Origin of the sequence: Xanthomonas vasicola pv. musacearum NCPPB 4379, assembly GCF_000277895.2 — a bacterium.
GTDB classification, from domain to species: Bacteria; Pseudomonadota; Gammaproteobacteria; order Xanthomonadales; family Xanthomonadaceae; genus Xanthomonas; species Xanthomonas vasicola.
Genome location: NZ_CP034655.1, coordinates 4,744,119 through 4,768,986 on the forward strand (window position 1 = coordinate 4,744,119; position 24,868 = coordinate 4,768,986).

General features: G+C 64.8%; 26 protein-coding genes and 1 pseudogene. 16 read left to right on the forward strand and 11 right to left on the reverse strand.

Translation table 11 applies throughout. The features are described 5' to 3' along the window. Positions 1 to 67: 67 nt before the first annotated feature. The 4 genes from KWO_RS21845 (at position 68) to KWO_RS21860 (ending at position 2,382) form a co-directional block, all read left to right on the forward strand. Positions 68 to 619, forward strand: coding sequence for a phage tail protein (locus KWO_RS21845; protein WP_010364925.1), 552 nt, complete (start codon positions 68 to 70; stop codon positions 617 to 619). A 67-nt stretch (positions 620 to 686) separates the two neighbouring features. Continuing rightward, a complete protein-coding gene (locus KWO_RS21850) occupies positions 687 to 1,214 on the forward strand; it encodes a phage tail protein (RefSeq protein ID WP_010364924.1) in 528 nt (175 codons plus the stop codon). 60 nt (positions 1,215 to 1,274) lie between these two features. Further along, a complete protein-coding gene (locus tag KWO_RS21855; protein WP_010364922.1) occupies positions 1,275 to 1,811 on the forward strand; it encodes a phage tail protein in 537 nt (178 codons plus the stop codon). A gap of 13 nt (positions 1,812 to 1,824) precedes the next feature. Further along, the gene (locus KWO_RS21860; RefSeq protein WP_010376469.1) at positions 1,825 to 2,382 is read left to right on the forward strand and encodes a GNAT family N-acetyltransferase; all 558 of its coding nucleotides are present in this window, start codon (positions 1,825 to 1,827) and stop codon (positions 2,380 to 2,382) included. Positions 2,383 to 2,414: 32 nt separating this feature from the next. Here the strand turns inward: KWO_RS21860 and KWO_RS21865 are convergent, their stop codons facing one another. Next, entirely contained in the window at positions 2,415 to 2,702 is a 288-nt protein-coding gene (locus KWO_RS21865; RefSeq protein ID WP_010364918.1) for a DUF6916 family protein, read from the reverse strand. Positions 2,703 to 3,088: 386 nt separating this feature from the next. On the opposite strand from KWO_RS21865, the gene KWO_RS21870 reads away from it, so the two are divergent. From KWO_RS21870 to KWO_RS21895, 6 genes are read left to right on the forward strand one after another with little or no spacing between them, the layout of a single operon-like run. Continuing rightward, positions 3,089 to 3,883: an ABC transporter ATP-binding protein gene (locus tag KWO_RS21870; protein ID WP_010364916.1), complete on the forward strand. Its 795-nt coding sequence runs from the start codon at positions 3,089 to 3,091 to the stop codon at positions 3,881 to 3,883. Further along, a complete protein-coding gene (locus KWO_RS21875; protein ID WP_010376467.1) occupies positions 3,883 to 4,632 on the forward strand; it encodes an MlaE family lipid ABC transporter permease subunit in 750 nt (249 codons plus the stop codon). The genes KWO_RS21870 and KWO_RS21875 overlap by 1 nt, the downstream gene beginning before the upstream one ends. A gap of 11 nt (positions 4,633 to 4,643) precedes the next feature. Beyond that, on the forward strand, positions 4,644 to 5,195 hold the full coding sequence (gene mlaD / locus KWO_RS21880) for an outer membrane lipid asymmetry maintenance protein MlaD (protein WP_010364912.1): 552 nt from the start codon (positions 4,644 to 4,646) through the stop codon (positions 5,193 to 5,195). Further along, entirely contained in the window at positions 5,192 to 5,854 is a 663-nt protein-coding gene (locus tag KWO_RS21885) for an MlaC/ttg2D family ABC transporter substrate-binding protein (RefSeq protein WP_010364909.1), read from the forward strand. The genes mlaD and KWO_RS21885 overlap by 4 nt, the downstream gene beginning before the upstream one ends. Then, a complete protein-coding gene (locus KWO_RS21890) occupies positions 5,844 to 6,134 on the forward strand; it encodes an STAS domain-containing protein (RefSeq protein ID WP_010364907.1) in 291 nt (96 codons plus the stop codon). The genes KWO_RS21885 and KWO_RS21890 overlap by 11 nt, the downstream gene beginning before the upstream one ends. 10 nt (positions 6,135 to 6,144) lie before the next feature. Beyond that, positions 6,145 to 7,200, forward strand: coding sequence for an MlaA family lipoprotein (locus tag KWO_RS21895; RefSeq protein ID WP_010376456.1), 1,056 nt, complete (start codon positions 6,145 to 6,147; stop codon positions 7,198 to 7,200). A gap of 74 nt (positions 7,201 to 7,274) precedes the next feature. Here KWO_RS21895 and KWO_RS21900 read toward each other — a convergent pair whose 3' ends face one another. After that, a complete protein-coding gene (locus KWO_RS21900; protein ID WP_100243350.1) occupies positions 7,275 to 8,078 on the reverse strand; it encodes an FRG domain-containing protein in 804 nt (267 codons plus the stop codon). A gap of 9 nt (positions 8,079 to 8,087) precedes the next feature. Continuing rightward, the gene (locus tag KWO_RS21905; protein WP_010376452.1) at positions 8,088 to 8,651 is read right to left on the reverse strand and encodes a glutathione peroxidase; all 564 of its coding nucleotides are present in this window, start codon (positions 8,649 to 8,651) and stop codon (positions 8,088 to 8,090) included. 145 nt (positions 8,652 to 8,796) lie between these two features. Here KWO_RS21905 and KWO_RS23320 point away from each other — a divergent pair, with 145 nt between their 5' ends. Further along, positions 8,797 to 8,931: a hypothetical protein gene (locus KWO_RS23320; protein ID WP_010376450.1), complete on the forward strand. Its 135-nt coding sequence runs from the start codon at positions 8,797 to 8,799 to the stop codon at positions 8,929 to 8,931. A 95-nt stretch (positions 8,932 to 9,026) separates the two neighbouring features. Here KWO_RS23320 and KWO_RS21910 read toward each other — a convergent pair whose 3' ends face one another. The 3 genes from KWO_RS21910 to KWO_RS21920 form a co-directional block, all read right to left on the reverse strand. Continuing rightward, positions 9,027 to 9,395, reverse strand: a complete 369-nt coding sequence (locus tag KWO_RS21910; protein WP_010376447.1) for a hypothetical protein — start codon at positions 9,393 to 9,395, stop codon at positions 9,027 to 9,029. 219 nt (positions 9,396 to 9,614) lie between these two features. Continuing rightward, positions 9,615 to 11,147 carry a DNA recombination protein RmuC gene (locus KWO_RS21915; RefSeq protein WP_026113127.1) on the reverse strand — a complete coding sequence of 511 codons (1,533 nt, stop codon included), beginning with the start codon at positions 11,145 to 11,147 and terminating at the stop codon, positions 9,615 to 9,617. Between the two features lie 183 nt (positions 11,148 to 11,330). Next, positions 11,331 to 12,338, reverse strand: coding sequence for a zinc-binding alcohol dehydrogenase family protein (locus KWO_RS21920; RefSeq protein ID WP_010376443.1), 1,008 nt, complete (start codon positions 12,336 to 12,338; stop codon positions 11,331 to 11,333). A 96-nt stretch (positions 12,339 to 12,434) separates the two neighbouring features. Here KWO_RS21920 and KWO_RS21925 point away from each other — a divergent pair, with 96 nt between their 5' ends. From KWO_RS21925 to KWO_RS21950, 5 genes and pseudogenes are all read left to right on the forward strand, one after another. Continuing rightward, positions 12,435 to 13,358, forward strand: a complete 924-nt coding sequence (locus tag KWO_RS21925; protein WP_017113520.1) for a LysR family transcriptional regulator — start codon at positions 12,435 to 12,437, stop codon at positions 13,356 to 13,358. A 477-nt stretch (positions 13,359 to 13,835) separates the two neighbouring features. Further along, positions 13,836 to 14,066: a hypothetical protein gene (locus tag KWO_RS21930; RefSeq protein WP_010376436.1), complete on the forward strand. Its 231-nt coding sequence runs from the start codon at positions 13,836 to 13,838 to the stop codon at positions 14,064 to 14,066. A gap of 163 nt (positions 14,067 to 14,229) precedes the next feature. Continuing rightward, positions 14,230 to 14,844 (forward strand): annotated as a pseudogene (locus KWO_RS21940) (glutathione S-transferase family protein). A 145-nt stretch (positions 14,845 to 14,989) separates the two neighbouring features. Beyond that, positions 14,990 to 15,370, forward strand: a complete 381-nt coding sequence (locus tag KWO_RS21945; protein ID WP_010376430.1) for a hypothetical protein — start codon at positions 14,990 to 14,992, stop codon at positions 15,368 to 15,370. Between the two features lie 219 nt (positions 15,371 to 15,589). Next, positions 15,590 to 17,005 carry an amino acid permease gene (locus tag KWO_RS21950; RefSeq protein ID WP_010376429.1) on the forward strand — a complete coding sequence of 472 codons (1,416 nt, stop codon included), beginning with the start codon at positions 15,590 to 15,592 and terminating at the stop codon, positions 17,003 to 17,005. 528 nt (positions 17,006 to 17,533) lie between these two features. Here the strand turns inward: KWO_RS21950 and KWO_RS21960 are convergent. From KWO_RS21960 to KWO_RS21980, 5 genes are all read right to left on the reverse strand, one after another. Further along, complete coding sequence (locus KWO_RS21960; RefSeq protein WP_026113334.1) at positions 17,534 to 20,023, reverse strand: GH92 family glycosyl hydrolase; 2,490 nt, start codon at positions 20,021 to 20,023, stop codon at positions 17,534 to 17,536. A 402-nt stretch (positions 20,024 to 20,425) separates the two neighbouring features. Next, the gene (locus tag KWO_RS21965) at positions 20,426 to 21,016 is read right to left on the reverse strand and encodes a hypothetical protein (protein ID WP_010376425.1); all 591 of its coding nucleotides are present in this window, start codon (positions 21,014 to 21,016) and stop codon (positions 20,426 to 20,428) included. A gap of 222 nt (positions 21,017 to 21,238) precedes the next feature. Continuing rightward, entirely contained in the window at positions 21,239 to 21,628 is a 390-nt protein-coding gene (locus KWO_RS21970; protein WP_010376423.1) for a DUF2628 domain-containing protein, read from the reverse strand. A gap of 119 nt (positions 21,629 to 21,747) precedes the next feature. After that, on the reverse strand, positions 21,748 to 23,496 hold the full coding sequence (locus KWO_RS21975; protein ID WP_010376421.1) for a sensor domain-containing diguanylate cyclase: 1,749 nt from the start codon (positions 23,494 to 23,496) through the stop codon (positions 21,748 to 21,750). A gap of 120 nt (positions 23,497 to 23,616) precedes the next feature. Beyond that, on the reverse strand, positions 23,617 to 24,807 hold the full coding sequence (locus KWO_RS21980; RefSeq protein WP_010364873.1) for a sugar diacid recognition domain-containing protein: 1,191 nt from the start codon (positions 24,805 to 24,807) through the stop codon (positions 23,617 to 23,619). Between the last annotated feature and the right edge of the window lie 61 nt (positions 24,808 to 24,868).

A 24,868-nucleotide genomic window follows, 5' to 3' on the forward strand; every position in this document is an offset into this window, starting at 1 on the left:
TGACTGCCGGGTATCTCTAGAGCGGCCACCGACATCTGGTCGGCGGTCACCTACGCGGGAGATCTGGATGAGCGAGTTTTTCATTGGTCAGATCATGCTGAGCGGCTATGCGTTCGCACCGAGGTACTTCGCCCAGTGCAATGGGCAGCTATTACCAATCAATCAGAACCAGGCCCTGTTCAGTCTGCTTAGCACGCGCTTTGGCGGCGATGGCAGCACCAACTTTGCCTTGCCGGACATGCGTGGGCGCACGCCCATGGGCTATGGTCCGTCGACCGATCCGAACTGGCAGCCGCCTGCGCTGCCGATGGGCCAGGCCGCGGGCGCAGAAGCGGTGACCCTGGTGGGCGACAACCTGCCCGCGCACACCCATCTGATGGATTGCAGCAGTGGCAACGGCGATAACCGTGCGCCCTCCGGCCGCCTGTTCGCCAACAACATCGTCAGTCCTGGTCCGGGAACGCCGCATGCGTTGTATGCCGCGCCCGGCGCGATGGTGCCGCTGTCGCAGTCCACCGTCGCCAATAGCGGCGGTAGCCAGGCGCATCCGAACGTGCAGCCGTACACGACGCTCAATTTCTGTATCGCGCTGTCCGGCATCTTCCCTTCGCGCAGCTAGGCGCATCCGCATTCGGGCGTGCAGCGCGCAGCGTGCGCGTGGCGCCTCATCGACCAGGAAGAATCTTATGGGTACTCCCTTCATCGGCGAAATCCGCATGTTCGGCTTCGGCCGCACTCCCCAGGGCTGGCAGGCGTGCGACGGCTCGCTGCTGCAGATCTCCGAATACGAGCCGTTGTACGTGCTGCTCGGCACCGCTTACGGCGGCAATGGCAGCAGCACGTTCGCGGTGCCCGACCTGCGCGGCCGCCTGCCGATCCATCAAGGCCAGGGACCAGCCCTCAGCAACTACGTGCTCGCCCAGAGTGCCGGTACCGAGACGGTGACGTTGACCAGCCTGCAGATGCCTGCGCACACGCACACCGCGCAGGCCACGACCGCGGCGGCGACCGCCCCGGCGCCCGCCGGGCTGCTGCCCGGCGCGGTCAACGGCGCTGTGTTCTATGCCAGCGACCTCACCGGCGCCACCATGGTAGCGATGTCCGGGCAGAGCACCTCGTCCGCCGGCGGCAACCAGCCGCACAACAACGTCATGCCCACGCTGACGGTGCAGTACTGCATCGCCACCACCGGCATCTTTCCGCAGCAAGCCTGATCCCATGCGCCGCGCCGACATGGCTGCGGCACGCATCCGCTCCATCGGAGGAATCCGCTCATGACCGAACCCTATCTCGGCGAAATCCAGTTGTTCGGCTTCGACTACAACCCGTATGGCTGGGCGTTGTGCAATGGCGCCACCCTGCCGATCACGCAAAACAGCGCGCTGTATTCGCTGCTGGGCATCGCTTACGGGGGCAACGGCAGCAGCACGTTCCAGTTGCCCAACTTCAGCGCGCGCGCTGGCTGCCAGCAGGGCCCGGGCCCGGGGCTGACCCCGCATACGCTGGGCAGCAACTTCGGCTCGGCCTCGGTAAGCCTGAAGAGCACCGAGATTCCAATGCACCAGCACGGCGTCAATGCGTTCTCGCAGGCGGACGCAACCAAGAAGACCGGCACGCCGGTCAGCGGTGCCGGCCTGTCGTCGCTGAATGTCACCAACGAACGCTCGTTCCTGGCGGCCGCGCCTGACAAGCAGTTCTTTCCGACCATGGTGATGCCCACCGGCATGGGCCAGGCGCACGAGAACCGGCAGCCGTATCTGGCGGTGAACTTCTGCATCGCGCTGTCGGGCGACTACCCTACCTTCAGTTGATGACGTTGATGACATGGCGCGCCTGCTTTCCAGCGAGGCACTGATCGCAGCATTCGGTGCAGGCCAGGTCGCCTCACCGGATGCGCACGCCATTGCACTGCGGCCTGAGCAGGATGCCGATTTACCCTGGTTGCAGGATCTGTACGCCAGCACGCGTCGCGACGAACTCGCGCGCGTGCCCTGGCCGGACGTCGCCAAGCGTGCGTTTACACAGCAGCAGTTCGCGCTGCAGCGTGCGCATTATCGGCAGCATTTTGCCGATGCGGACTTTCTCATCGTGCAGGCACAGGAGCTGCCTATCGGTCGGCTCTACCTGCACCGCGCCGCCGTGCAGCACACACTGGTGGATATCAGCCTGCTGCCGGACTGGCGTTGCCAAGGCATCGGCTCGCAATTGATTGCGCAGGCGCAGGCATGCGCCCGCGATGCGGGATGTGCCTTGTCGTTGCATGTGCTGCACGCCAATCCCGCTGCGCAACGCCTGTATGCGCGCCATGGATTCGTTGCAGGCGACAGCGCCCAGATGCATCTGCAGATGCACTGGCATCCGCACGCTCACCTGCTCAGCTGAGCGTGCTCAGTTGGCCCCGCTCAACTGGCCGCTCAATTGAACACGGCCTGATATAAAAACCCATCGCGCTCGCGTGCCACCGGCACCAGGAAGATGCCGATCTCGCCCAGCCGCGTGTGTCGCATTTGATAGGTCTGCTGCGGGAACAAAAAAGCCGAGCCATTACGGAACAACAGCGAGAACGGCGCGCGCTGCGCGGTGCGTGCATGTGGCAAGGGCCGCGCTTCCACCAGCACGAATGGCACCTCGCCTTCATTCAATGCGGCGGCAAAGGTCTCGTTGACGCTACCGGCGAAGTGTTCAAGCGTCAGCAACTCCATGGAAGATTCCTGCAGCGACGAAGTAGTGTGGATCGTCACGTTTTGTCGCCGATCCGACAAGACGCCGTTGCCGACAACGCGATGCATTCGACAGATCGGTGTACGACCACGACAGACAAGCGATGACGAACGCGACACACTCAAGCGTGGCAACGTGGCGCGTACTGCAGCACGGCACCACAACTCTCCCCTACTGCTGCGTACGTTTCCTGCGTCCGATGGTGCGCATGCCATTGCTTGCGTTGCAGGACACGCTGTTACGCGTAAGCGACGCGAAACGCGCGCACCACCGCTCAGTGAATGCGACAATACTGCACGCGCCAGTCTGGTTATATTCAGCGGTGCGCGGGCTACTCTATCGCGTTGGAATTTTGTTAAAGGCACCGATGACGGCTTCCGCTTCCCCTGTCGTGCAGTTGTCCGGTGTCCGCATCGATCGCGGCGGGCGCACGATCCTGCGCGATGTCTCGCTGGATGTGCCACACGGCAGCATTACGGCCGTGCTCGGTCCATCCGGGAGTGGCAAGTCCACGATGCTTGCGGCGCTGACCGGCGAACTGCGCCCGGTGGCCGGCACGGTCACCCTGTTCGGCAATGCAATTCCCAGCGGCAGCCGCGCGCTGCTGGAGATGCGCCGCAACGTCGGTGTGCTGCTGCAAGGCAATGGCCTGCTCACCGACCTCAGCGTGGCCGACAACGTCGCGCTGCCGTTGCGCACCCACACGCGGTTGCCGGCACCTGTGCTGCAGCGCCTGGTCCAGATGAAGCTGCATGCAGTGGGCCTGCTGGCCGCAGCCGATGCGTGGCCGCGCGAGTTGTCCGGCGGCATGGCGCGGCGTGTTGCACTGGCGCGTGCGCTGGCACTGGACCCGCCGCTGATGATCTACGACGAGCCGCTGACCGGGCTGGACCCGATCGCCTCGGGCGTGATCATGAGCCTGATCCAGCGCCTCAACGACAGCCTGGGCCTGACCAGCATCATCGTCAGCCACCATGTGCACGAGACGCTGCCGATCTGCGACCAGGCGGTGGTGATTGCCAATGGCGGCATCGTGTTCGCCGGCACGCCCACGCAGCTGCAAGACAGCACTGACCCGCTGGTGCAGCAATTCCTGCATGGCCAGCCGGATGGCCCGATCGCCTTCGATGCCGCCCCGCGCCGCGACCGGAGTGCTGCCTGATGGCCTTCGCCGATTCCGTTCGCGCCTTTGGCCGCGCCGGGCTGTTCTCGCTCACGGTGCTGCGCGGCTCGCTGCCCACGCGCGATTTCATTGCCGAGCTGGTGCGCGAGATCTACAAGGTCGGTGCGCGCTCGTTGCCGATCATCGCCGTGGGCGGCGCCTTCGTCGGCCTGGTGCTCACCTTGCAGGGTTACCGCACGCTCACCACCTACGGCGCGTCGGATGCGTTGTCCACGCTGTTGGGCTTGTCGTTGTACCGCGAACTGGCGCCGGTGCTGACCGCGTTGTTGTTCATCGGCCGCGCCGGCAGTTCGATCGCCGCCGAGCTCGGCTTGATGCGTGCCACCGATCAGATCAAGGCGCTGGAGCTGATGGCCATCGATCCGGTCGCCAAGGCGGTGGCGCCGCGCTTCTGGGCGGCGGTGCTGACGGTGCCACTGCTGACCGGTGTGTTCTGCTCGCTGGCGATCACCGGTGGCTACTTCGAAGCCGTGTACGTGCTGGGCATCGACAACGGCACGTTCTGGTCCGGGCTGAGCAACAGCGTGGACTTCTGGGACGACTTCGGCGTGGCGATGCTCAAGTCGGCGATCTTCGGCGGCACCGCCGCACTGGTCGCCGCCTATGTGGGCTTCCATGCCGAACCGACCATCGAAGGCACCTCGATCGCTACCACCCGCGCGGTGGTGAATGCCTCGTTGCTGGTGCTGATGTTCAACTTCGTCCTTTCTGCAATGTTGTTTAGGTGAGTGGAATAATTATGGCCATGCGTGGACCACGACTCGAATTCGCCGTCGGCGCCTTTTTGCTGCTGACCCTGGCCTCGCTGCTGGTGCTGGCGGTGGCGTCGACCAACCAGCGTTGGGGCTTTGGCTCCAGCCAGTACACGCTGACCGCCCGCTTCAGCCAGATCGGCCAGCTGCGCGCGCAGGCGCCGGTGAAGATCGGCGGCGTAACCATCGGCAAGGTCTCCGACATCAGCCTGGACCCGACCAAATTCGATTCGATCGTGACCCTGTCGCTGGACACCAAATACAAGGATCTGCCCGCCGATACCTCGGCCGGCATCTTCACCAGCGGCTTGCTCGGTGAGAGTTATATCGGGCTGCAGCCGGGCGGCGACCCGGACACCCTCAAACCGGGCGACGAAATCGGCTTTACCCAGCCGGCAGTGGATCTGCTGCAGCTGGTCGGCAAATACATGTTCAGTGGTGGCGGGAGTGGCAGCAGTGCCAATGCCCCGGCCGCCGCCAATGGCCAGGCGCCCGCGCCTGCCCAGACCGCTCCTCCCTCTACGGAACCACACCAATGAAAACCACCTTGCTTTCCGCTGTCCTGGCCTCGACCCTGCTGGTGTGCGCACCGGCCACCGTGCTGGCCCAGCCGGCGGCTGCCAGCGCGCCGACGCAGGGCGCGGCGACCAAGACCGTCATCGACAGCAGCACCCGCATCCTGAGCACGCTGGACCAACGCCGCGCCGAGTTCCGCAGCAACCCGGCGGCGCTGCGTCAGTTCATCAATGGCGAATTGAACAAGGCCTTCGACCGCGACTATTCGGCCCGTCTGGTGCTGGGCGTCAACGGCCGCGGCGCCTCCGATGCGGACGTCAAGCTGTTTGCCGATGCGCTGGCCGACAACCTGATGCAGCGTTACGGCACCGCGTTGCTCAACTTCGAAGGCAAGCCGACCTTCCGCGCCAAGTCCGAGAGTGCGCTGCCGGGCAACCGCGGCGTCAAGGTCTCCACCGACCTGCTGCGCGCCGGCAACGACCCGACCCCGGTCGATTACATGATGCGTAACGTCGGTGGCCAGTGGAAGATCTTCGACGTGATGATCGAAGGTATCTCCTACGTGCAGACCTTCAAGACCCAGTTCGACGGCCCGCTGCGCGAGAAGGGCATCGCCAAGGTCGCCGCCGAGCTGCGTAGCGGCAACCTGCAGGTCGGTGCGGCACCGGCCAATGGCAAGTAATACCGTGCAACGTACGGGCGACACGCTGGTCATCACCGGCGTGCTCGACCGTGCGGCAGTCACTGCGGCCTGGCCGCAGGCGATTGCGCAACTGGATAGCGCGCGCGCGCTGGACCTGGCGGGTGTACAACGTCTGGACAGTGCCGGCGTTGCAATGCTGGCCGAACTAGCTGCCCGGTTACGCCAAACCGGCAGCGGCGCGGTAGTGGGCGAGGCGTCCGGTCTGGACGAATTGCGCGCTGCCTACCGGTTGTCCCCCACTCTCGATTTTCAGGCCTGAGCGCCACCCCATGACCCAGTTCCGTTCTCTTCCAGTGTTGGCCTGCCTGCTGCTTGGTGCGTGCGCCAGCCAGGCACCCAAATCCGCACCGCCGTCGGACGGCACTGCCATCGCGCCTGCTGCCGATGCACCCGTACGCGACGACGCTGGGGTAACCGCGCAACCGGCCACCGCCGGTATGGCCGCCCCGGACGCAATGCCGGCCAGCGCGGCTGCTCCTGCCGATCCGCAGGCCACTGCGGGCACCGACACCGCCGCTGCAGGCACGCCGACCGATGCCGAAAGCGATTTCGACGCGTTGTATGGCTCGACCACCCCGCAAGCAGGTGCCAATGGCGCACCGGCGCAACCAGGCGCGGGGCCGGCCTACGACCCGTGGGAGCGCTACAACCGCGGCATGCACCGCTTCAACATGGCGGTGGACCGTGGCGTGGCGCGTCCGTTGGCGACGGCCTATACCAAGGTGGTGCCGAGCCCGGCCCGTCTTGGTGTGACCAACTTCTTCGACAACCTGGGCACGCCGCTGACCATGGTCAACCAGCTGCTGCAGGGCCACCCGGTCTATGCAGCGCAGTCGCTGGGCCGCTTCGTGATGAACACCACGCTGGGTGTGGCCGGTCTGTTCGACCCGGCTTCGGCGGCCGGCATCCCGCGGCGTAGCGAAGACTTCGGCCAGACGCTGGGCGCGTGGGGCTGGCGCAACTCGCGCTACTTCGAGCTGCCGCTGTTCGGGCCGCGCACCGTGCGCGACACCTTCGGGCTGGCTGGCGATATTCCGCTGTCGTGGATTCGCCATGTGGACGACGGCGGTACGCGCTTCGCGCTGCAGGGCCTGCAGCTGGTGGACACGCGCGCGCAGCTGATGTCGCTGGATTCGCTGCGCGACCAGGCGCCGGACGAATACGCGCTGACCCGCGATGCGTGGATGCAGCGCCGCAATTACCAGATCACCCGCGATCTGCGCAGCCACAACGAAAAGAACAACGAGCTGCCGGATTACCTGCGCGAGGACAAGGACAACACCGTGCCGGGTAATGCGATGCCGATCCCGAACTGGGTGCGTTGACCGGTTGGGTTTTTGGTGAGTGATGCACGCAAAAAGCCCGGGAGTGATCCCGGGCTTTTTTGTTGCACTAAATCTCAATCGCTTATTTCTCGGAAAGCCAGCATTTGCATGAGGGATTCTTCCGTACCAAACAGAGAAAAAGAGTTTATGTTCATTGCATCAAGTTGACGCAAAATATTTCGCCTAAGTTCTGCAGGTATAACAAACTTCTCTAACCTATCTTGCCTGCCCGCCACTCCTCCCATTGCAGATTCATGCTGCGAAAAACACCAATCATTATCAAACTTTCCAATGCATGCCGTGTACTCCGACTGCTGAATAAAATGTCTTTTGTGCGCGGTTACGTACTGACCCAGGGTGGCGATCTCGGGAGAACCAACCATGCCGCCTTTTCCGAACCCTAAGTTTTCGACATACATATACAGTGCGGAATCATCCTGGTGATCTTGCCCACTGCACGCAAAAAACAAGGCAACGTAGAGCGATCGGCTCCAGTCCAGTAGAGGAGTAGGAAATCCATGATGCCTTAGATAAACCATAAACTCATATTGCCCATCCAAAAAGCTTACTTGGGATAACAGAAACGTGCTGCCAGGGCCTTCTTGATTTCTCGAGTCAAACTTAAATGATCTATCTGTGTAAGCCTCAATTCCTGGCTTAACCTTAGACAAGTAGCGTACATACTCGTTAAGCGAAAGATCTTGTTTTCCAAATCGCTCTAACGTCGTCTCCAACTTCCATCCTGCTCGTGACTGGCCACGAAACAATATAGGGGAGACGTAGTGATAGCCGTCTGAAGACCTTGCGTTACAATCATTTTTAAGCGTCTCCGCACATTGCTCCAGTTCGTACAGACTTGATACTTTTTGTCCTTCCATGAAGTTCCCCTAAAAGAATCGCGAGATTTGAACCACCAACGCCGCATCGACTGCGGCACGCAGGCGTGCATCGTCGGCGGGGATGTCCGGGGCGAAGCGGTCGATGATCTTGCCGTCGCGGCCGATCAGGAATTTTTCGAAGTTCCACAATATGCCGGGCGCGGGGTTGGGTGCGATGCCGTAGCCGGCCAGTTTCTCGCGCATCGGGCCGTCGCCGGTGGTGTGCGGATGCGTGCTGGTCAGTGTCTGATACAGCGGGTGCGCCTGGTCGCCAGTGACCGGGATCTTGGCAAACATCGGGAAGGTGACGTCGTAGGTGAGCTGGCAGAACTGCGCGATCTCCGCTTCGCTACCCGGCTCCTGGCCGTTGAAGTCGTTGGCCGGAAATGCCAGCACTTCCAGGCCCTGTGCGCGCTTGTCGCGATACAGCGCTTCCAGCCCTTCGTACTGCGGGGTCAGGCCGCACTTGGAGGCGACGTTGACTACCAGCAAAACCTTGCCGCGGTAGTCGGCCAAGGTGGCCGGCTCGCCTTCGATGCGGGTCACGGGAATGTTGTACAGCGTCTGGCTCATGCGTGCATCCTGTTATCCGTAGAGAACGCCGAGCATAAGCCCGCGCAGACGAGTGCGATACTGATATCGGCGTCCAGCGCGGTCGCCGTGATGGCGGCGATGTGTGTGCACGTATTGGCCTGTTACCCCGCAGCTTCACGAACGCGTGGATGCGTCGCCGCGCATCGAAGCAGTACTCGACGGCCTGCTCGACCTTTCGCGTCTGGATGCCGGCGGGTTGCGTCACACGGCCGAAGACATCGACGCAGTGCGACAGGGCGGCGAATCGACATCGCCATGATCTGCGATGCCGATGTCGCTCCGCACCAGTTGACGCTGGTACTCGCGTACCGAGTGTTCGAAACGCCGGGTCGAATCGCTCGCCGCACACAGACATCAGTCGATACACACAGCTGCCTGGCCCTTGCCGCCGACCACCTGCTGGCGGCAACCGAAGCGATCGCTGTCGCGCTGGCAGGTGCCGGTGGTCGCGGCGCCGGTGGGCACGATGCTGGTGGCCAGGCAGTCGCCACTGCAGTCTGCATTGTCGCTACAGGTCTTGCCGGCATCGGCATACGGCACGATGCAGCGCGGAATCTGCATGCGGCCAACCGGGCGCATTTGGCCAGCTTTTGCGGAGCATGCAGCAGCGTCGGCGCTTGTTTGCGCGGCGTTCGCCGCGGCGGCCGGCCTGGTTGCCGGAGTATTGCTGCATGCGGTCAGCAGCAGCGCGCAGAGCACTGCGTGGATCCATCGGCTCGCCATGTGGAGAATCTCGTTTTGAACCAGGTGGGTGCAAGCATCGCGATGGCGATGTCTGCGTGATGTGCTGGCTATCGGCGCAAGAGAACATGCCGGAGGCCTGCATTCGTCAGGAGCGCACCCGGGCGACCAGCTTTTACCGATAACGCTTCATCGCGCCCAGATGCGCTCCTACGTTGTGCTATCGCCTGCGGGCGTCATGCATCACCGTCTGCAGCCGGATCACGCCTGCTCGTCGCTGCCGTCGTCTTCGCTGCTGGTTCCAGTGTCGTCGCTGCCATCGTCCAGCAGCGCCTGCGATTGCTCGCCGGCCAGGGTTTCCACCCCGCGCAGGCGGCGTTCGATGGTGCGGGTCTTGCGACTGGCTTCGCCCAGGCTCTTGCCCACGGTGCTGATCTGCCGCTCGGCCTTTTCGAGAATGCCGGCAAACTTGCCGAACTCGCTCTTCACCGCACCCAGCACCTGCCAGACCTCGCTGGAGCGTTTCTCGATCGCCAGCGTGCGGAAGCCCATCTGCAGGCTGTTGAGCAAGGCGGTAAAGGTGGTGGGGCCGGCCAGCACCACGCGGTGCTCGCGCTGCAGCAGATCGACCAGACCGGCGCGGCGGATCACTTCGGCATACAGGCCTTCGGTGGGCAGAAACATCACCGCGAAGTCGGTGGTGTGCGGCGGGCAGACATACTTGTCGCTGATCGATTTGGCCTGGATGCGGATGGCGCGTTCCAGCTGTACAGTCGAATGCTTGATCGCGTCGAGGTCGCCCTTTTCCTGCGCGTCGATCAGGCGTTCGTAGTCTTCGCGGGGGAACTTGGCATCGACCGGCAGCCACACCACGGTGTCGTCGCCGCGCCCGGGCAGGCGGATCGCGAAATCCACCGCTTCCGCGCTGTCGGGCTTCACCCGCACGCCGCGCGCATACTGCTCCATCGTCAGTGTCTGCTCGAGGATGTTGTCCAGCTGCACTTCGCCCCAGCCGCCGCGGTCCTTGACGTTGGTGAGCACGCGTTTGAGGTCGCCCACGCCGGTGGCCAACTGCTGCATTTCGCCCAGGCCGCGCTGCACCTGTTCCAGCCGTTCGGAGACCAGCTTGAACGAGGCATCCAGACGCGTGTTGAGCGTGGTCTGCAATTTTTCATCGACGGTGGCGCGCATCAGTTCGAGCTTGCTGGCGTTGTCGTTTTGCAGGCTGGCCAGCTGCTGCTCGAGCGTGGCGCGCATTTCGCCAATGCGCAGTTCGTTGCGCTGGGTGAGTTCGGTCAAGCGCTGGCCAAGCGCTTCGGTGAAACGCTGTTGCGATTCGCCGGCTTCCTGGCGGCCCTTGCGGGAGTCTTCGGCCAGCGCTTCGCGCAGCGCGGCCATGTGGGTGTCGGTGCGCGCAATCAGTTCGGTCAGTTGCTGGCCGAACACGTGGATGCGGGTTTCCTGTTGCTGGCCGAAGCCTTCCAGCTGGGTGCGCAGTTCGGTGAGCCGCAGGGTCAGCAGTTCGCCGGTGCGTTGCTGCGCAAGGCCGCTTTCTTCGCGCGCCTTGCGGGCGTCTTCGCCGAGCGCGTCGCGCAGCAGGTCCAGGCGTTGGTCGGTGCGCGTGGACAGCTCGGTGAGGTTGCGCGCGAAGGTTTCCAGGCGGGCATCCTGCTGCCGCGCCAGGCCTTCGAGTTGCTCGCGCAGTTCGCCGCGGCCGTCGCGTTGTTCGGCGCGCAGCGCATGCTCCAGCGCAGTGGTGGACGGACGTCGCAGCAGCGCGAGCAGCTGCAACACGAGGACTACGATAAGTAGTCCGAGAAGGATCAGGGATTCGGATGACATGCGCGCAGTGTAGCGGTGCCTGTCGCAACAGCTGCGTCGCGGATCTTGACCAGCAGCGATGGCGCGGCAGCGCTTAGGGTGTGGCAGCACGACAGCGGCCATGCCAGGCCGCTGTCGTGCGCGAGGCGCCTGCGCTCAGAAGCCTTCCAGTACCAGCTTGCCGCGGGTGCGGTGCGATTGCAGCGCGGCGTGGGCGCGGCGCAGGTTGTCGGCGCTGATGCGGCCGTAGTGCTCGCCTAGCGTGGTGCGCAGCACGCCGGTATCCACCAGCTCGGCGACGCGATTGAGCAGATGGTGCTGCGCGATCATGTCGTCGGTTTCGAATAGCGAGCGGGTGAACATCAGCTCCCAGTGCAGCGACAGGCTCTTGCGCTTGAGCGGCACAGCGTCCAGCGTGGCCGGGTCGTCGATCAAGGCCAGCTGGCCCTGCGGGGCAAGTACCTCGACCAGCTGGGCGAAGTGCTGGTCGGTGTGCGTAAGGCTGGCGACGTGCTGCACCTGCGCGATGCCGATGCGCTGTAGGCCTTCGCTCAACGGCTGGCTGTGGTCGATCACGTGATGCGCGCCGAGTGCGTGCACCCAATCCTGGGTTTCCGGGCGCGAGGCGGTACCGATCACGGTCAGCTTGGTCAGCGTGCGCGCCAGCTGCACCAGGATCGAGCCGACACCACCGGCCGCACCCACGACCAGCAGCGCCTGGCCTTCGCCGCCGCCTTCGGCAATGCCGAGCCGGTCGAACAACAGTTCCCAGGCGGTGATGGCAGTCAGCGGCAACGCGGCGGCCGCGGCGTCATCAAGCGTGGACGGCTTGCGCCCGACCAGGCGCTCGTCGACCAGGTGGTATTCGGCATTGGTGCCCGGGCGGGTCAGCGCGCCGGCGTAGTACACCGCATCGCCGGGGCGGAACAGGCTGACCTGCGTACCGACCGCATCGACCACACCGCTGGCGTCCCAGCCGAGCACGCGCGGGGCGTCCACCGCGGCGTTGTTGCGCACCTTGGTGTCGACCGGATTGACCGAGACGGCGTGGATGCGCACGCGCAAATCGCGCGGGCCGGGGGTGGGCAGGGGCAGCTCGAGTTCGACCAGTGCGCGCGGGTCGTCGATGGGCAGGCCGTGTTGCGGATAGGCAATGGCTTTCATGGCGGGGCGTCGTGCGGGAGGGAGCTGCATGGTCGGCCACCTGAATTCACAGAAAAACCGGCAAACTGTGCAAGCACTTTCACGATTGGAGTGAAGATGGTCCGCTTCGACGACCTGGCGCTGTTCGTGCGGACCGCAGCGCTGGGCAGTTTTTCCAGTGCCGCGCGCGAGGCGGACCTGTTGCCTGGTCAGGCCAGCGCGGCGGTGGCGCGGCTGGAGCGCGCGCTGGATCTGCGCCTGTTCGCCCGTTCCACACGCAGCCTGCGGCTGACCGCCGAGGGCGAGCAGTACCTGCCGTACGCGCGCCAGGTACTGGAGTTGCTGCGCGACGGGCGCGAGCATGTGCGTGACCACGACAGTGCGCTGCAGGGCTTGCTGCAGGTGACGGCGCCGTCGGACCTGGGCCGCAACGTGCTGCTGCCGTGGCTGACCGAATTCCGCGCCGCGCACCCGAAGCTGACCTTGCGCCTGCACCTGTCCGATCAGGTGGCCGACTTGTATCGCGCGCCGGTGGATGTGGCGTTCCGGCTCGGCCGCATCGACGATGCCGAGCATGTGGCGTTGCCGCTGGCACCGGACAACCGCCGCGTGCTGGTGGCCGCGCCCGCGTACCTGCAGCGCCATGGGCGGCCCGCCACGTTGGATGCGCTGCGCGAGCACGCCTGCCTGCTGTACGTGCTGGCCGGGCGTGCCTACGACCGCTGGCAGTTCGAACTGGAGGGCCGCCGCCACGTGGTGCCGGTGCGCGGCGCAATGCTGTGCGACGACGCCGATGTGGTGCGGCGCTGGGCGGTGGCGGGCGAAGGCATTGCCTACAAATCGTGGCTGGATGTGTGCGGCGACGTGCAGGCCGGACGGCTTCAGGTGCTGTTTCCCGAGTGTGGCGACCGCCTGCCGCTGCATCTGGTGTGCCCGCACCGCAAGCAGTTTTCGCCGGCGATCCGGCAACTGCATGCGTTGTTTGCGCAACGCTGCCAGGCGCTGACGGCGTTGTATCCGGTGCAGGCCGGTGTGGAGTGATGTCGTTGATGAGAAGCAGTGGTCAGATGGCACGACTTCTTTCACCGGCGATCCGGCAACTGCATGTGCTGCTTTGCGCAACGCAGCCAGGGCTGACGGCGTTATAGCCGGTGCGGGCTAGGGGTTGGTGTGGAGTGATGCGGTTGACGAGAAGCACTGCTTAGGCGGCACGACCTCTTTGGTCGGCCGCGTTGCTTGGTCGATGTGTTGAGCAGATGCATGTCATCAACATGCCATACCCACTGAGCGTTACGCGGTGTGCCGTGCTCACGTCGCACCGACCGGCGGTTCTCTTGTTCCCTGCGTTGCAATGCATTCCGTGTGGCTGCACCGCTACGCCAACAATATGCAGCCCGCATGCGTCGCTGCCCATGGATTGCTCTGTCGTTGCTGCGCGGGCCATTGCCGCGTTCGTTGAAGCGCCCATCACTGCGGCGGATCTAGCCTGCCGGCATGACATCATCCAGTTCCGGTCGCATGCAGCGCTATGGCAACCACGACGGCCACTCTGGCGTGGTGGCGTACGCGCTGGCCGATGACGCCATCGCGGTGCGCTTTCGCAACGGCGAGACCTATGTGTATACCGCCGACAGCGCGGGTGCCGAGGTGGTGGCGACCATGCAGCGGCTTGCCACGGCCGGGCGAGGTTTGAGCACCTACATCAGCCAGACCGTGCGCGATGCGTACGCGGGCAAGATCGAACTGTAGCGGCGCACGATTGCAGCGGTGAGAATGCAATGCGCGCTCGGCTGCTCACCGCAGCGGGCATCAACACGCACGGCTGCGCTAGCCGCATCACGCGTCTGGCGTTGCATGCAGTACGTGCCACCATCGCCAATTGCTTCCCATCACGCGTAGCAAGGAAGAACACGTGCTGGAGATCTACGGAAAGCCAACTTCGATCAACGTGCGTAAGGTGCTGTGGTTGTGCGATGAGCTGGCGCTGGACTACACGCTGCATGCGTACGGCAGCGGCTTTGCATCGGTGCAGACGCCGGAATTTCGCGCGCTCAATCCCAATGCGCTGGTGCCGGTGATCCGCGATGGCGCGCTGGTGCTGTGGGAATTGAACGCGATTTGCCGGTAGCTGGCTGCACGCAGCCAACGCCACGATCTGCTGCCAGCCGCGCCCGCCGCGCGTGCAATGGTCGAGCAATGGATGGATTGGCAGGCCACCGAGCTCAACACCGCCTGGCGCTACGCATTCATGGCCACCATGGCAGCGCGGCGCATACAGATCCGCAGGCGATTGCCGCAAGCGTGGCGCAGTGGAACCAGCACATGGCGATTCTCGACGCACAACTGCAACGCGGCGGTCCATTCGTTTTCGGAGCAGACTTCACCTTGGCCGATATCGTGCTGCGCCTGGACGCAACGCTGGATGGCCAGCCCGATCGCACATACGACGTTGCCTGCGGTGACGGCGTACTACGCACACCTGCAACTACGCGCCGGAATTCAGCGCCACGGTTGTACCGCGCCGTAAGGCTGCGCACAGCACCAGTGCAAAGCGAGCCAGTGCGACGCGAACCAGACAACGCAGCAACTGCATGCAGCACGCTCGCACTGCATTGACCTCAGCGTGACTTGCGCATGGGTAGGGTGAGGTTCTGCTTTTGTGAGGCTTGCCGATGACTACTGCCACCAACCGAACCCGCCTGCTGGCCTTGGGCCTGTTTGCTTTTCTGGGCACCTTCGCGGCGATCGTCTGGTACCTGATGCGGCCCTACGGCTCGGTGTATTTCTTTCCGGTGCATTTTTTGATCGGTACGGCGTTGCCGTTTTTGATCTATGCGATCGGCGGAACCCGGCGATGGTTCTGGATCGGCATGGGCATCACAGCGCTGGTGCTGCTGTGGTTCAACCTGTGGGGCCATGAGGCCAATGGCGCAGCGCCGCGGGTGCTCGACTGGAGCCACTTTGCTGCCGGCGTGGTCGGGCTTGCCGGTGCATGGGCGGTGCAGCTGATCTATCGCAACGCGCGCCCGCCGCATCGCCCGTCGGTTGAATGAGTGCAGATTCGGGATTGGCGATGTGTGACTTGCAAAAGCAGTGACATGGCGTCGGCGGGTGTACTCGGTGATTGAGTTGCAGGGCGCGCGGCGTGAGGGTAACGCCATGGACGTGTGTGCCCTGCCCGACAGCGGCAGTCGCATGCGCTTGGACCGAATAGCTTTGCTGCGCTGCGTTGGGCGACACTCGCGCATTCTTTTGATTCCTGCGAGGTCCGCATGTCGTCTTGGCTCAGGCGCAAATCCATCGATCAGGTCACCGTGCACGAGGCCGGCCGGCAACTGGTCCGCAGCCTGAGTTGGCCGCATCTGATCGCACTCGGCATCGGGGCCATTGTCGGCACCGGTATCTATACGTTGATTGGCGTGGGCGCCGACAAGGCCGGCCCTGCAGTGCTGCTGTCGTTCGTAGCGGCCGGCATCGTCTGCGCCTGCGCGGCGCTGGCGTATGCGGAAATGGCCACGATGATGCCGGCCGCCGGCAGCGCTTACACCTACAGCTACACCGCGTTGGGCGAAAGCATCGCCTGGGTGGTGGGCTGGAGCCTGGTGCTGGAATATTCGCTGGTGGTGAGCACGGTGGCGGTGGGCTGGTCGGGTTACTTCGTCGGCTTCCTGCAGTGTTTGGGGGTGAGCTTGCCGCACGAACTGATCGCCGGGCCACATGCCGGCGGCATCGTGAACCTGCCGGCGGTGGTGATCACCTTCCTGGTGGCCGGCATGCTGATGGCCGGCACCAAGGAAAGCGCCACGCTCAATGCGGTGCTGGTGGTGCTGAAGATCATCGCGCTGGGTGTGTTCGTGGCCATTGCGTTGCCAACCTTCAACAGCGCCAACCTGCAGCCGTTCATGCCGTATGGCTTCTCCAAGGCGATGGGCCCGGACGGCGTGGAGCGCGGCGTGATGGCCGCGGCGGCGATCATCTTCTTCGCGTTCTATGGCTTCGATGCGATTTCCACTGCGGCCGAAGAAACCAAGAACCCGGGGCGCGATCTGTCGATCGGCATCGTCGGCTCGATGATCGGCTGCACGCTGATCTACGTGCTGGTGGCGCTGGCGGCGGTGGGTGCGATGAGCTTCACCGTGTTCGGCAAAAGCCCGGAACCGTTGGCGCTGATCCTGCGCGAACTCGGCCACGGCAAGGCGGCGTTGGTGATCGGAACGGTGGCGATCATTGCGTTGCCGACCGTGCTGCTGGCATTTTTGTACGGGCAGAGCCGCATCTTCTTTGTGATGTCGCGCGATGGCTTGTTGCCGCGCAGCTTGTCCAAGGTCAATGCACGCACCGGCACGCCGGTGGCGATCACGCTATTCACCGCGGTGCTGGTGGCGGCACTGGCGGGCGTGGCACGGCTCGACGAGATCGCCGCATTAGCCAATGCCGGCACACTGGCGGCATTCACCGCAGTGGCTGCCTGCCTGCTGGTGCTGCGCGTGCGCGAGCCCGGCCGCGCACGTGCCTTCCGCACGCCGCTGGCATGGGTAGTGGGGCCGGTCGCGATCCTGGGCTGCCTGTACCTGTTCTGGAGTTTGCCGAGCAAGACGCAGGTCTGGTTCCTGCTGTGGAATGCGCTGGGCGTGGTGGTGTACTTGGCGTATGGGCGACGGAATAGCCGATTGAATGCGGCTGGCTGAGAGCGCGACATCCTTCTCCCGTCGGGAGAAGGTGCCCGCAGGGGCGGATGAGGGTACGTGCGAAGCCACGTGCTCTCGAAAGAACACCGGGGCTTCGCTCCGCATCCCGACCCCGAAGCCCCACACGGCGCAGGCGCTCCAAGGCACGCGCCAGTGGCTTGCAGGCTGTGACTTCTCGCCCGGCGGAGAAAGGCTTTCAGCTCTGCCAAGAGATCTGAAACTGCATGCACTGCTTTCCCTTCTCCCGTCGGGGCATTGTCCCCTTCATGGGGGAGAAGGTGGCGCGTAGCGCCGGATGAGGGTGCGGGCGTAACTTCGTGCAGTGGGATAACACGAGGGCTTTGCCCCGTACCCTCACCCCACGCCCCGCTCCGCGCCCCAGCCCGCGCTTGCGGCGCGGGCGCTCCAAGGCACGCGCGCCAGTGGCGCGCAAGCTGTGCCTTTTCGCCCCGATGGGAGAGGGGCTTTAACATTGCCGCTCTTATAGCGCCAAGCGCTGTTGCCCCTTCTTGCCCCGCAGGGAGAGGGCTAATCCGCCGCGGTGTACTGCGCCTGCGGCGTGGCACAAAACGATGTCGGCAATGCATCCGCTTGCGTACCCCAGCCTTGCGTGGGCGCCTGCTTGGTGAGCGCAAACGCCAACGTGCCGCCCTGTTGCAGTTGCGCCCACTCCAGGAATACCTGCGGCTGCGGCTTGCCGTTCCACCGCACGCTGTCCACGTATTGCAGCGCGCGGCCATCGGCGCCGGGGGCGTCGATGCGCAGGCGCTTGCCGTTGCCCAACTTCAGCGTGACCCGCTTGAAACGCGGCGCATGCAACAGGAATTCGCCGCTGCCCGGCACCGCCGGATACAAGCCCAACCCACTAAACAGGTACCAGGCCGACATGGTGCCAAGGTCATCGTTGCCAGTCACGCCGTTGGGTGCGTTGGTAAACAGCTGTTGCGCGGCGCGCAGCACGGTGGCGGTCTTCCACGGTTGCCCGATCAGCGTGTACATCCACGGTGCATGCAGATCCGGTTCGTTGTTGGGGTTGTAGCGATACTGGTTGTAATAGCTGTACGGGCCGACCACCCAGTGCGTACGTGCCGCAGTGAGCGGATCTTTCAGCAGATCGTCATAGGCGAAAAAGGCGTCCAGCCGCTTCCCGGCCTGCTCGCGGCCATGCATGGCCTGCAGCATGCCGGGGATGTCCTGCTGCACCAGCCACTGGTACTGCCAGGCCGTGCCTTCGTGGAAGCCATGCGCCGAGCGTGGGCTGTAGTGGTCGTCGGACGGCGCATACCAGCTGCCGTCTTCCAGGCGCGGGCGCGGGAAGCCGGCAAAACCGGTCTCGGCATCGCGCACATCCGCGTCCCAGACGCGGTGCCAGTTGCCGCCGCGTTTGCGCAGCTGCGCGCTGTCGTCGCTATGGCCTAGCGCCTGCGCCATCTGTGCGAGCGCGCAATCGGCCAAAGCGTATTCCAGCGTGGCCGAGCCGCCGTGGTGCGGGTCCACGTCCATGCCCTTGGAGGGAAAGGCGCGGTCGTAATGCACGAAGCCGTTGGCCAGATAACTGGCATTGCCCGAGCGCCCGGCGTGGCGCGAATTGATCGGCGGCTGGCCGAACGCATTCTGGCGCAGCGCTGCATACGCCTCCGCCTCATTGCCCTGCAGCGCGCCGAAGCGCCACAGATCCACCAGGAACGGGGTGACCGGGTCGCCGGTCATGATGTTGGTGTCGAAGTTGGCGTAACCCCAGCGCGGCAACCAGCCACCCTGCTGATGGATCGCCAGCAACGAGCGGCCGATATCGCGTGCGCGCGCCGGTTGCAGCAAGGCCAGCAACTGGTTTTGCGTGCGGTAGGTGTCCCACAGCGAAAAATACGCGTAGTAGGTCCAGCCATCAGCACGATGGATCGTATCGTCGTAGCCGCGATAGCGACCATCGGCATCGCTGCCGGTGAGCGGCTGCAGCAAGGCGTGATACAGCGCGGTGTAGGCCACGCTGCGGTCGTCGTTGCTGGCGCCTTCCAGTTGCATGCTGGCCAATTCGTTGCGCCAGAGGTGCTGCGCGCGCTTGCGCATCTGCTCCAGGCTCAGCAGTTTGCCGCCCTGCATGCCATCGGTACGCAGGTTGCTGCGGGCGCCTTCGGCATCCACATGCGAGATGGCGCTGACCACGGTCACCGCACGCGCGTTCTTGTTATTGCCCAGCGGGAAGCTGAGCCAGGCGCCGTTGGGCTTAAGTTCGCCGCCCATGCTGTGGCGCGCGCCGGGCACGCCGCCCTCTTCGCCCCACACGCCATGCGCGGTAAAGGGGCGGTCGAATTCCAGCCGGAAACAGGTGGTGTATTCGTGGCCGCCGCAGAAGCTCTGCGTGGTGAGTTTGCCCTCGACCACGCGGTCGCCAAAGATCTGCACCTGGCTGCCGATCACCACATGGCGGTCGTTGGCCTGGGCCACGTTGACCAACACATGGCCGGTGTCGGCACCCGGCGCGAAGGTGTAGCGCTCGGTGGCGGCGCGGGTGAGCGCGCTGGCTTCGGCGTCGATGCCGCCGTAATCGGTGAGCCGCACCTTGTAGTAGCCTGCCTGGCCCACTTCGCCGTCATGGGTGTAGCGCGCGGCATAGCGCTTCTGGTCGAATGCCTTGGCATCTTTGGTGTCGAAGTCGCCACCGGGGCCGATGCGCCCGGTAACCGGCAGCACCGACACCTGCCCGCCCTGCTCCCAGCAACCGGCGCCGGACAGGAACGAATGCCCGAAGCCACGAATGCTGGGGTCGTCGTAACGCCAGCCGGCGTAGTGCGCGCCGATCGGGCTGACCTGGATCAGGCCGAACGGCGCCGATGCGCCCGGGTAGGTATTGCCGTCGTCCTTGCTGCCGATGAAGGTGTTGACCTGCGCCGGGTCCTGCGCGGCCAGCGGGCCGGACATGGCCACGCCAAGCAGGCAGAGACCGATCGCGGCGCGGCGCCACAGCGGCGTTGATGATGCGGGCAAAAGAGAACGATCAGATACAACGTCAGGGAACATGCACGGCATCTCACATGGGGCGACAGGACTCAGCTGAAATGGCGCACATATGTGCACCGCACGGAGCTGCGGCTGTCCTCACAGGCGAGCTCTAAGACGGCTCTCTTGCGCCTCAGCGGCTGGAGAGACGCCTGCGATGATTGTGCACTGAATCCGGGCGCACGTGCCCTGGGCGGCCGTATCGTGCGCGTCGCGCAAAGAAGATGATGCGCGTGCTTGGCAGACTTCAAGGAACTGCAGCAATCTGCTGGCAAACCGGGCGCGACGGATGGACATCCTCAAATCCGGCGGTACGCCGCCCCAGCTCCCCAATCCTGGCCGCATCAGGCGCGCGCCGATGCAGGCGTTTGCTGGTTCAGCACTTCAAACAACTCTGCGTAATGCGCACTGAAACGTTCCCGGTCAGCCACCAAGGCTTCCAGATCTGGCACCTTGCGGCGGCGCTAGCGTGGTGATCATGTGGTCCAGTCCCTGCATACCGGGCGCAAGCGCAGCGAGTGTCGCCGCTCTCAGCAATGAGTGAGGCCCGTGCGTGGCGATTGTTTGAAATCCTGGCGTGTGAAAGCGACTGCTTTCGATCTGGAACTTCAACGTCGTGCGTGCGCCTTTCTCCTCGGCGCAGCGCAGGCTCAGCTGCACATCGGAACTACTCCGTTGTTCTGGCACACACGTCTGGTCAGGACGGCGGTGCTGAAGATCCACGGTCACTTTTTCGCCCGGCATGGACAGGGCCATATCGATAGCCGCCAAGGCCTGGTTTGCCGTTTGGGTCGTCAGTGCGGTGGCGCTCCCAGTGCCCCCAACAGCGGCCGCCTTGGTCGAGCCCGGACAACGCGTGCCGGGAAACGCTCTTCTCGCCCGCCGCTTCAGACCGCTCAGGGGACCTGCGGTGTCAGCCGTCTTCGGCGCCTGCGGCACATTTGTCGGTACAGGTTCGTGCACGACATCGCCCGAGGCGTGATCACTCCGCGGTGGTGAATTCTCGATCTTCATGAGACACCCGCTATAAGCGAAGCCTCCCCTGCATCTGTCAAAAAGCGAGACGCTTCCGAGCACGTCTCCCACGACGCGAACCCAGCGGGATGCATCAACGATGTCGAAGCGAAGCCGCTTAAGGAGCGGATGCCCACGCCGCGCCCACAAAAAAGCCCGGCCATCGGACCGGGCTTGGCGGCAAGGCGTCGGTGGGAGGGTCCGCGCCTGGGTGCCCCTGACTTACCAGCGCATGCCTTCGAACGGATTGAAGCTGGTGCTGCCCTTCACCTTGTCCAGGTAGTAGGCGTAGTTGGCGCTCATGCCGGCCAGCAGGGCCAGTGGAATGCTCAGCGCGTTGCCGATCGCTGCGGGCAGGAACGAGGCAATGACGCCGACCACCAGGCCGATGCCGATCAGGCCCAACGCCTTGCGCCACAAGCCGAGGATGAAAAAGTAGATGAAGCCGAAGAACAGCGCGTAGAAGTTCATGCCCACCTTGAGCTTTTCGCCGAAGGGCAGCGTTTTGAGCGCTTCCTTGTGGGCGGGATCCTTGGGGCCGCCGTGACGATCAAAGAAAGCGAAGCGGAACTGCCACTTGGGGCTGAGCTGGGTGCGATCAAAGGTATCCATTCCAATCCATATAGTTGTAAACGGTTACATGATAGGCGATCGGGTATTCATCGGCACGTTCTCCGCGCCGGTCACACGGGTTCGGTGCAGCTTTGCGGGCGCGGTGCCCGCCCGAATGGTCAGCGCTGGTCGCTCATGCCGGTACCGCGGCGGGCACGGCGCAGCGAGTACAGCGAGTGGTCGGCGCGATCAACCACCGCCGCCAGCGCTTCGCCTTCCTGGCGCAAGGCGGTGCCGAGGGTGAAGCGGATCGGCGCGTCGTCGATGGCGCCCATGTAATCACGCGTCAAGATGTCCAGCTGTGCCTGGGTGGCCTGGTGCAGCAACACCAGGAATTCGTCGCCGCCCAGGCGCACCAGGCGGTCCTGGGTGCGCAGCGGCTGGTTGAGGAACCAGGCCATCTGCACCAACACCTCGTCGCCACGCTGGTGGCCATGGGTGTCGTTGACCAGTTTGAACTTGTCCAGATCCACCACGATGCAGCCCCAGCGCACGCTGGGGTCGCGCTTGTCCAATTCGTCCAGGAAGCGGCGGTTGTAGCAGTTGGTGAGCGGGTCGGTGAACGACCATTCCAGCAGCTGCTTTTCCTGCCGGTACTGGTTGGTGATGTCCTGGGCATGTGCCAGCACCACCGTGGCGTCGGATTCCACGTCCAGCACGTTGTGGTACTGCCAATGGCGCAGGCTGCCGTCGCCGGCCACCAGTTCGATCACGCCCGAATCCTGGCCATCGAGCACCATCCGCGAGAGGTACCCCCGCAAGGCGGCGTGGCGCTCGGGGCGCACGAATTCCACCAGCGAGCGGCCCTCCATCTGCTCGACGCTACGGCCCAGCGAGCGCGCCGCGGCCGGGTTGATGCTGACCAGCCGGCCGTGCATGTCGTGGGTGCAGATCAGGCCCAGGCTGTACTGGAACATCTTGCGGAACTTGCGCTCGCTGGCGGCCAGCGCATCTACCGCCCGGTGCCGGTCGGTGACGTCCTGGATCGCGCCGATCAGCCGCTTGCGCCCATCCACATGTTCCACCGAGCCGGTGCTGTGCACCCAGAGCCGCCGCCCGGTGGCGCTGATCAGCGGCAGCTCCAGATCCCAGGGCGTGCCGTCGCGCACGCAGGCTTCAAACGCTTCGGTGATGATCGCGCGCGCTTCCAGCGGGTAGAAGCCGATCGCCTCGGTCAGGCTGGGCCGATAACCAGGTGGTAGGTCGTGCAGGCGGCAGGTCTGGTCGGACCAGGTCAGCGTGCCGCTGGTCACATCCACTTCCCAGCCACCCACCCCAGCCACGCGGCCGGTGCGCTCGAGAAACGCTTCGCTCTCGCGCAGGCGTTGCTGCAGCTGGGCGTTGGCCGCCTCACGCTCGAGCATCACGCGGCGTTGCTCCAGGCCTTCGGCGGCCACCTTGGCCAGTTGCTGCAAGGCCTGCAATTGCGCCGGCTCCAGCGCGCGCGCGCGCTGGTCGATCACGCACACGGTGCCCATGCGTAAGCCATCCGGCAGCACGATGGGGGCGCCGGCGTAATAGCGGATACCGGGCGCATCGGTGACCAGGGCGTTGTCGTGGAAGCGTGGGTCGGCCGGCGCGTCGCGCACTTCCATCACCGCATCGCCCTGGATGGTGTAGGCGCAGAACGCCAGCTCGCGTGGGGTTTCCGAAACCCCCGGCAGGCCGATGTTGGCCTTCCACCACTGCCGCCGTTCGTCCACCAGCGAGACCAGTGCGATGGGGGTACCGGCGATCGCCTGCGCGGCAGCGGCCAGCGCGTCGAAGAACGGCTCGGCGGCGGTGTCGACCACCTGCAATAACGCCAGACGTGCCAGGCGCTGGGCCTCGCTGGACGCAGATGACACGACGGTATCGCACTGGTTCAACGGAGCGCTCGTGGCCGGGCAATCTGCGCAGTTTAGCGGACTGCGCACCCCAGCCAAGGCGGCGTTGCGTGCGCTACTGCACAGCGCCGCATTGCGCGCGTGCTGCGGGTGTCGCGTCACTCAGTCGGTGGTGGTCGTGTCCGTGTTCGCCACGGTTGCGGGGCTGTCGTCGCGCATCTGCAGCGCCAGGTACAGGCGCATGCAGTCGTCGGTGTTGCTCAGGTCCACCGCGCACAGTTCCTGGATGCGCTGCATGCGGTAATCCAGGGTGTTGCGATGGATGCCCAGCACCTTGGCAGTGGGGGCCATGCGCATGCCGGCGGCAAACCAGACCGACAAGGTCTTCAACAACTGGCCGCGACGTTCCTGCGCCAGCAGTGCCTGCAGCGGCTTGCGCAATTCCTCGGCCTGCCAGGCCTGACGCAGGTCGTCCACCAGCACCGGCAGGCGGTAATCGTCGTAGAAAAATGCGTCGGCCTGCGGGGTGCGCGCCTTGCCGATGCGCATGGTGGTGCGCGCAATCTGGTGCGACAACGCCAGCCCGTTGGACTGCGGAAAATACTGGCCCAAGGCCAGCCGGATCCGCAGCCGGCTGCTGGCGCGCATGCGCTCGAGCAGACTGTGTGCGCGGCGGCGTTGCTCCTCCACGTCCCAGTGACCACGGCGGTCCAGTGCCGGCTTGAGCACCACCAGCTCGTTGAGCGCGGTGGCGGCGATCAGGTTGCCGCGCTCGGGCGTGGACAGCAGGGTGTGCAGGCGCTGCAGTTCCACCAGCATGGCGTCCAGGTCCAGGCTGTCGCTTTCCACTTCGATCACCGCGGCCACGCGCGGCAGGTCCAGCGCGATGCCGACCCGCTCGGCCCAGCCGGCCAGCGCCGGGGTCGGGCCATCGGGACGGATCAGGCCCAGCGTGACTTCTTCGCGCAGGCGCGCGTCGCGGGCCAGCAGGCGCAGCAGTCCGGCCTGTTCCAGCATCGCTTCGGCGGCCATGCGCACCAGCTCGGCCTGTTGCCCAATGCGCTGCGGGTCGCCGGTCAGCCCGACGCAGCCGACGATGCGGCCATCGGCGATCAGCGGCAGGTTGACGCCGGGGCGCACCGCATCCAGCTGCTGCGCCAGGGCGGCGTCGATCTCCACCCGGCCCTGCCTCGACAGCACCAGCAACGCACCTTCGTGCACCTGGCCGATACGCGCCGGCTCGCCGCTGGCGATGATGACGCCGGAGTGGTCCATCACATTGACGTTGCCGTCGATGATGGTCATCGCGCGGTCGACGATGGACTGCGCCAGGGTGCGGTCGAGCGTGAGCATGGGCCGGGGTCTGTTGACGCGATCGAGAGAGGTCACGGTGGCATGTTCGGTGCGCACATGT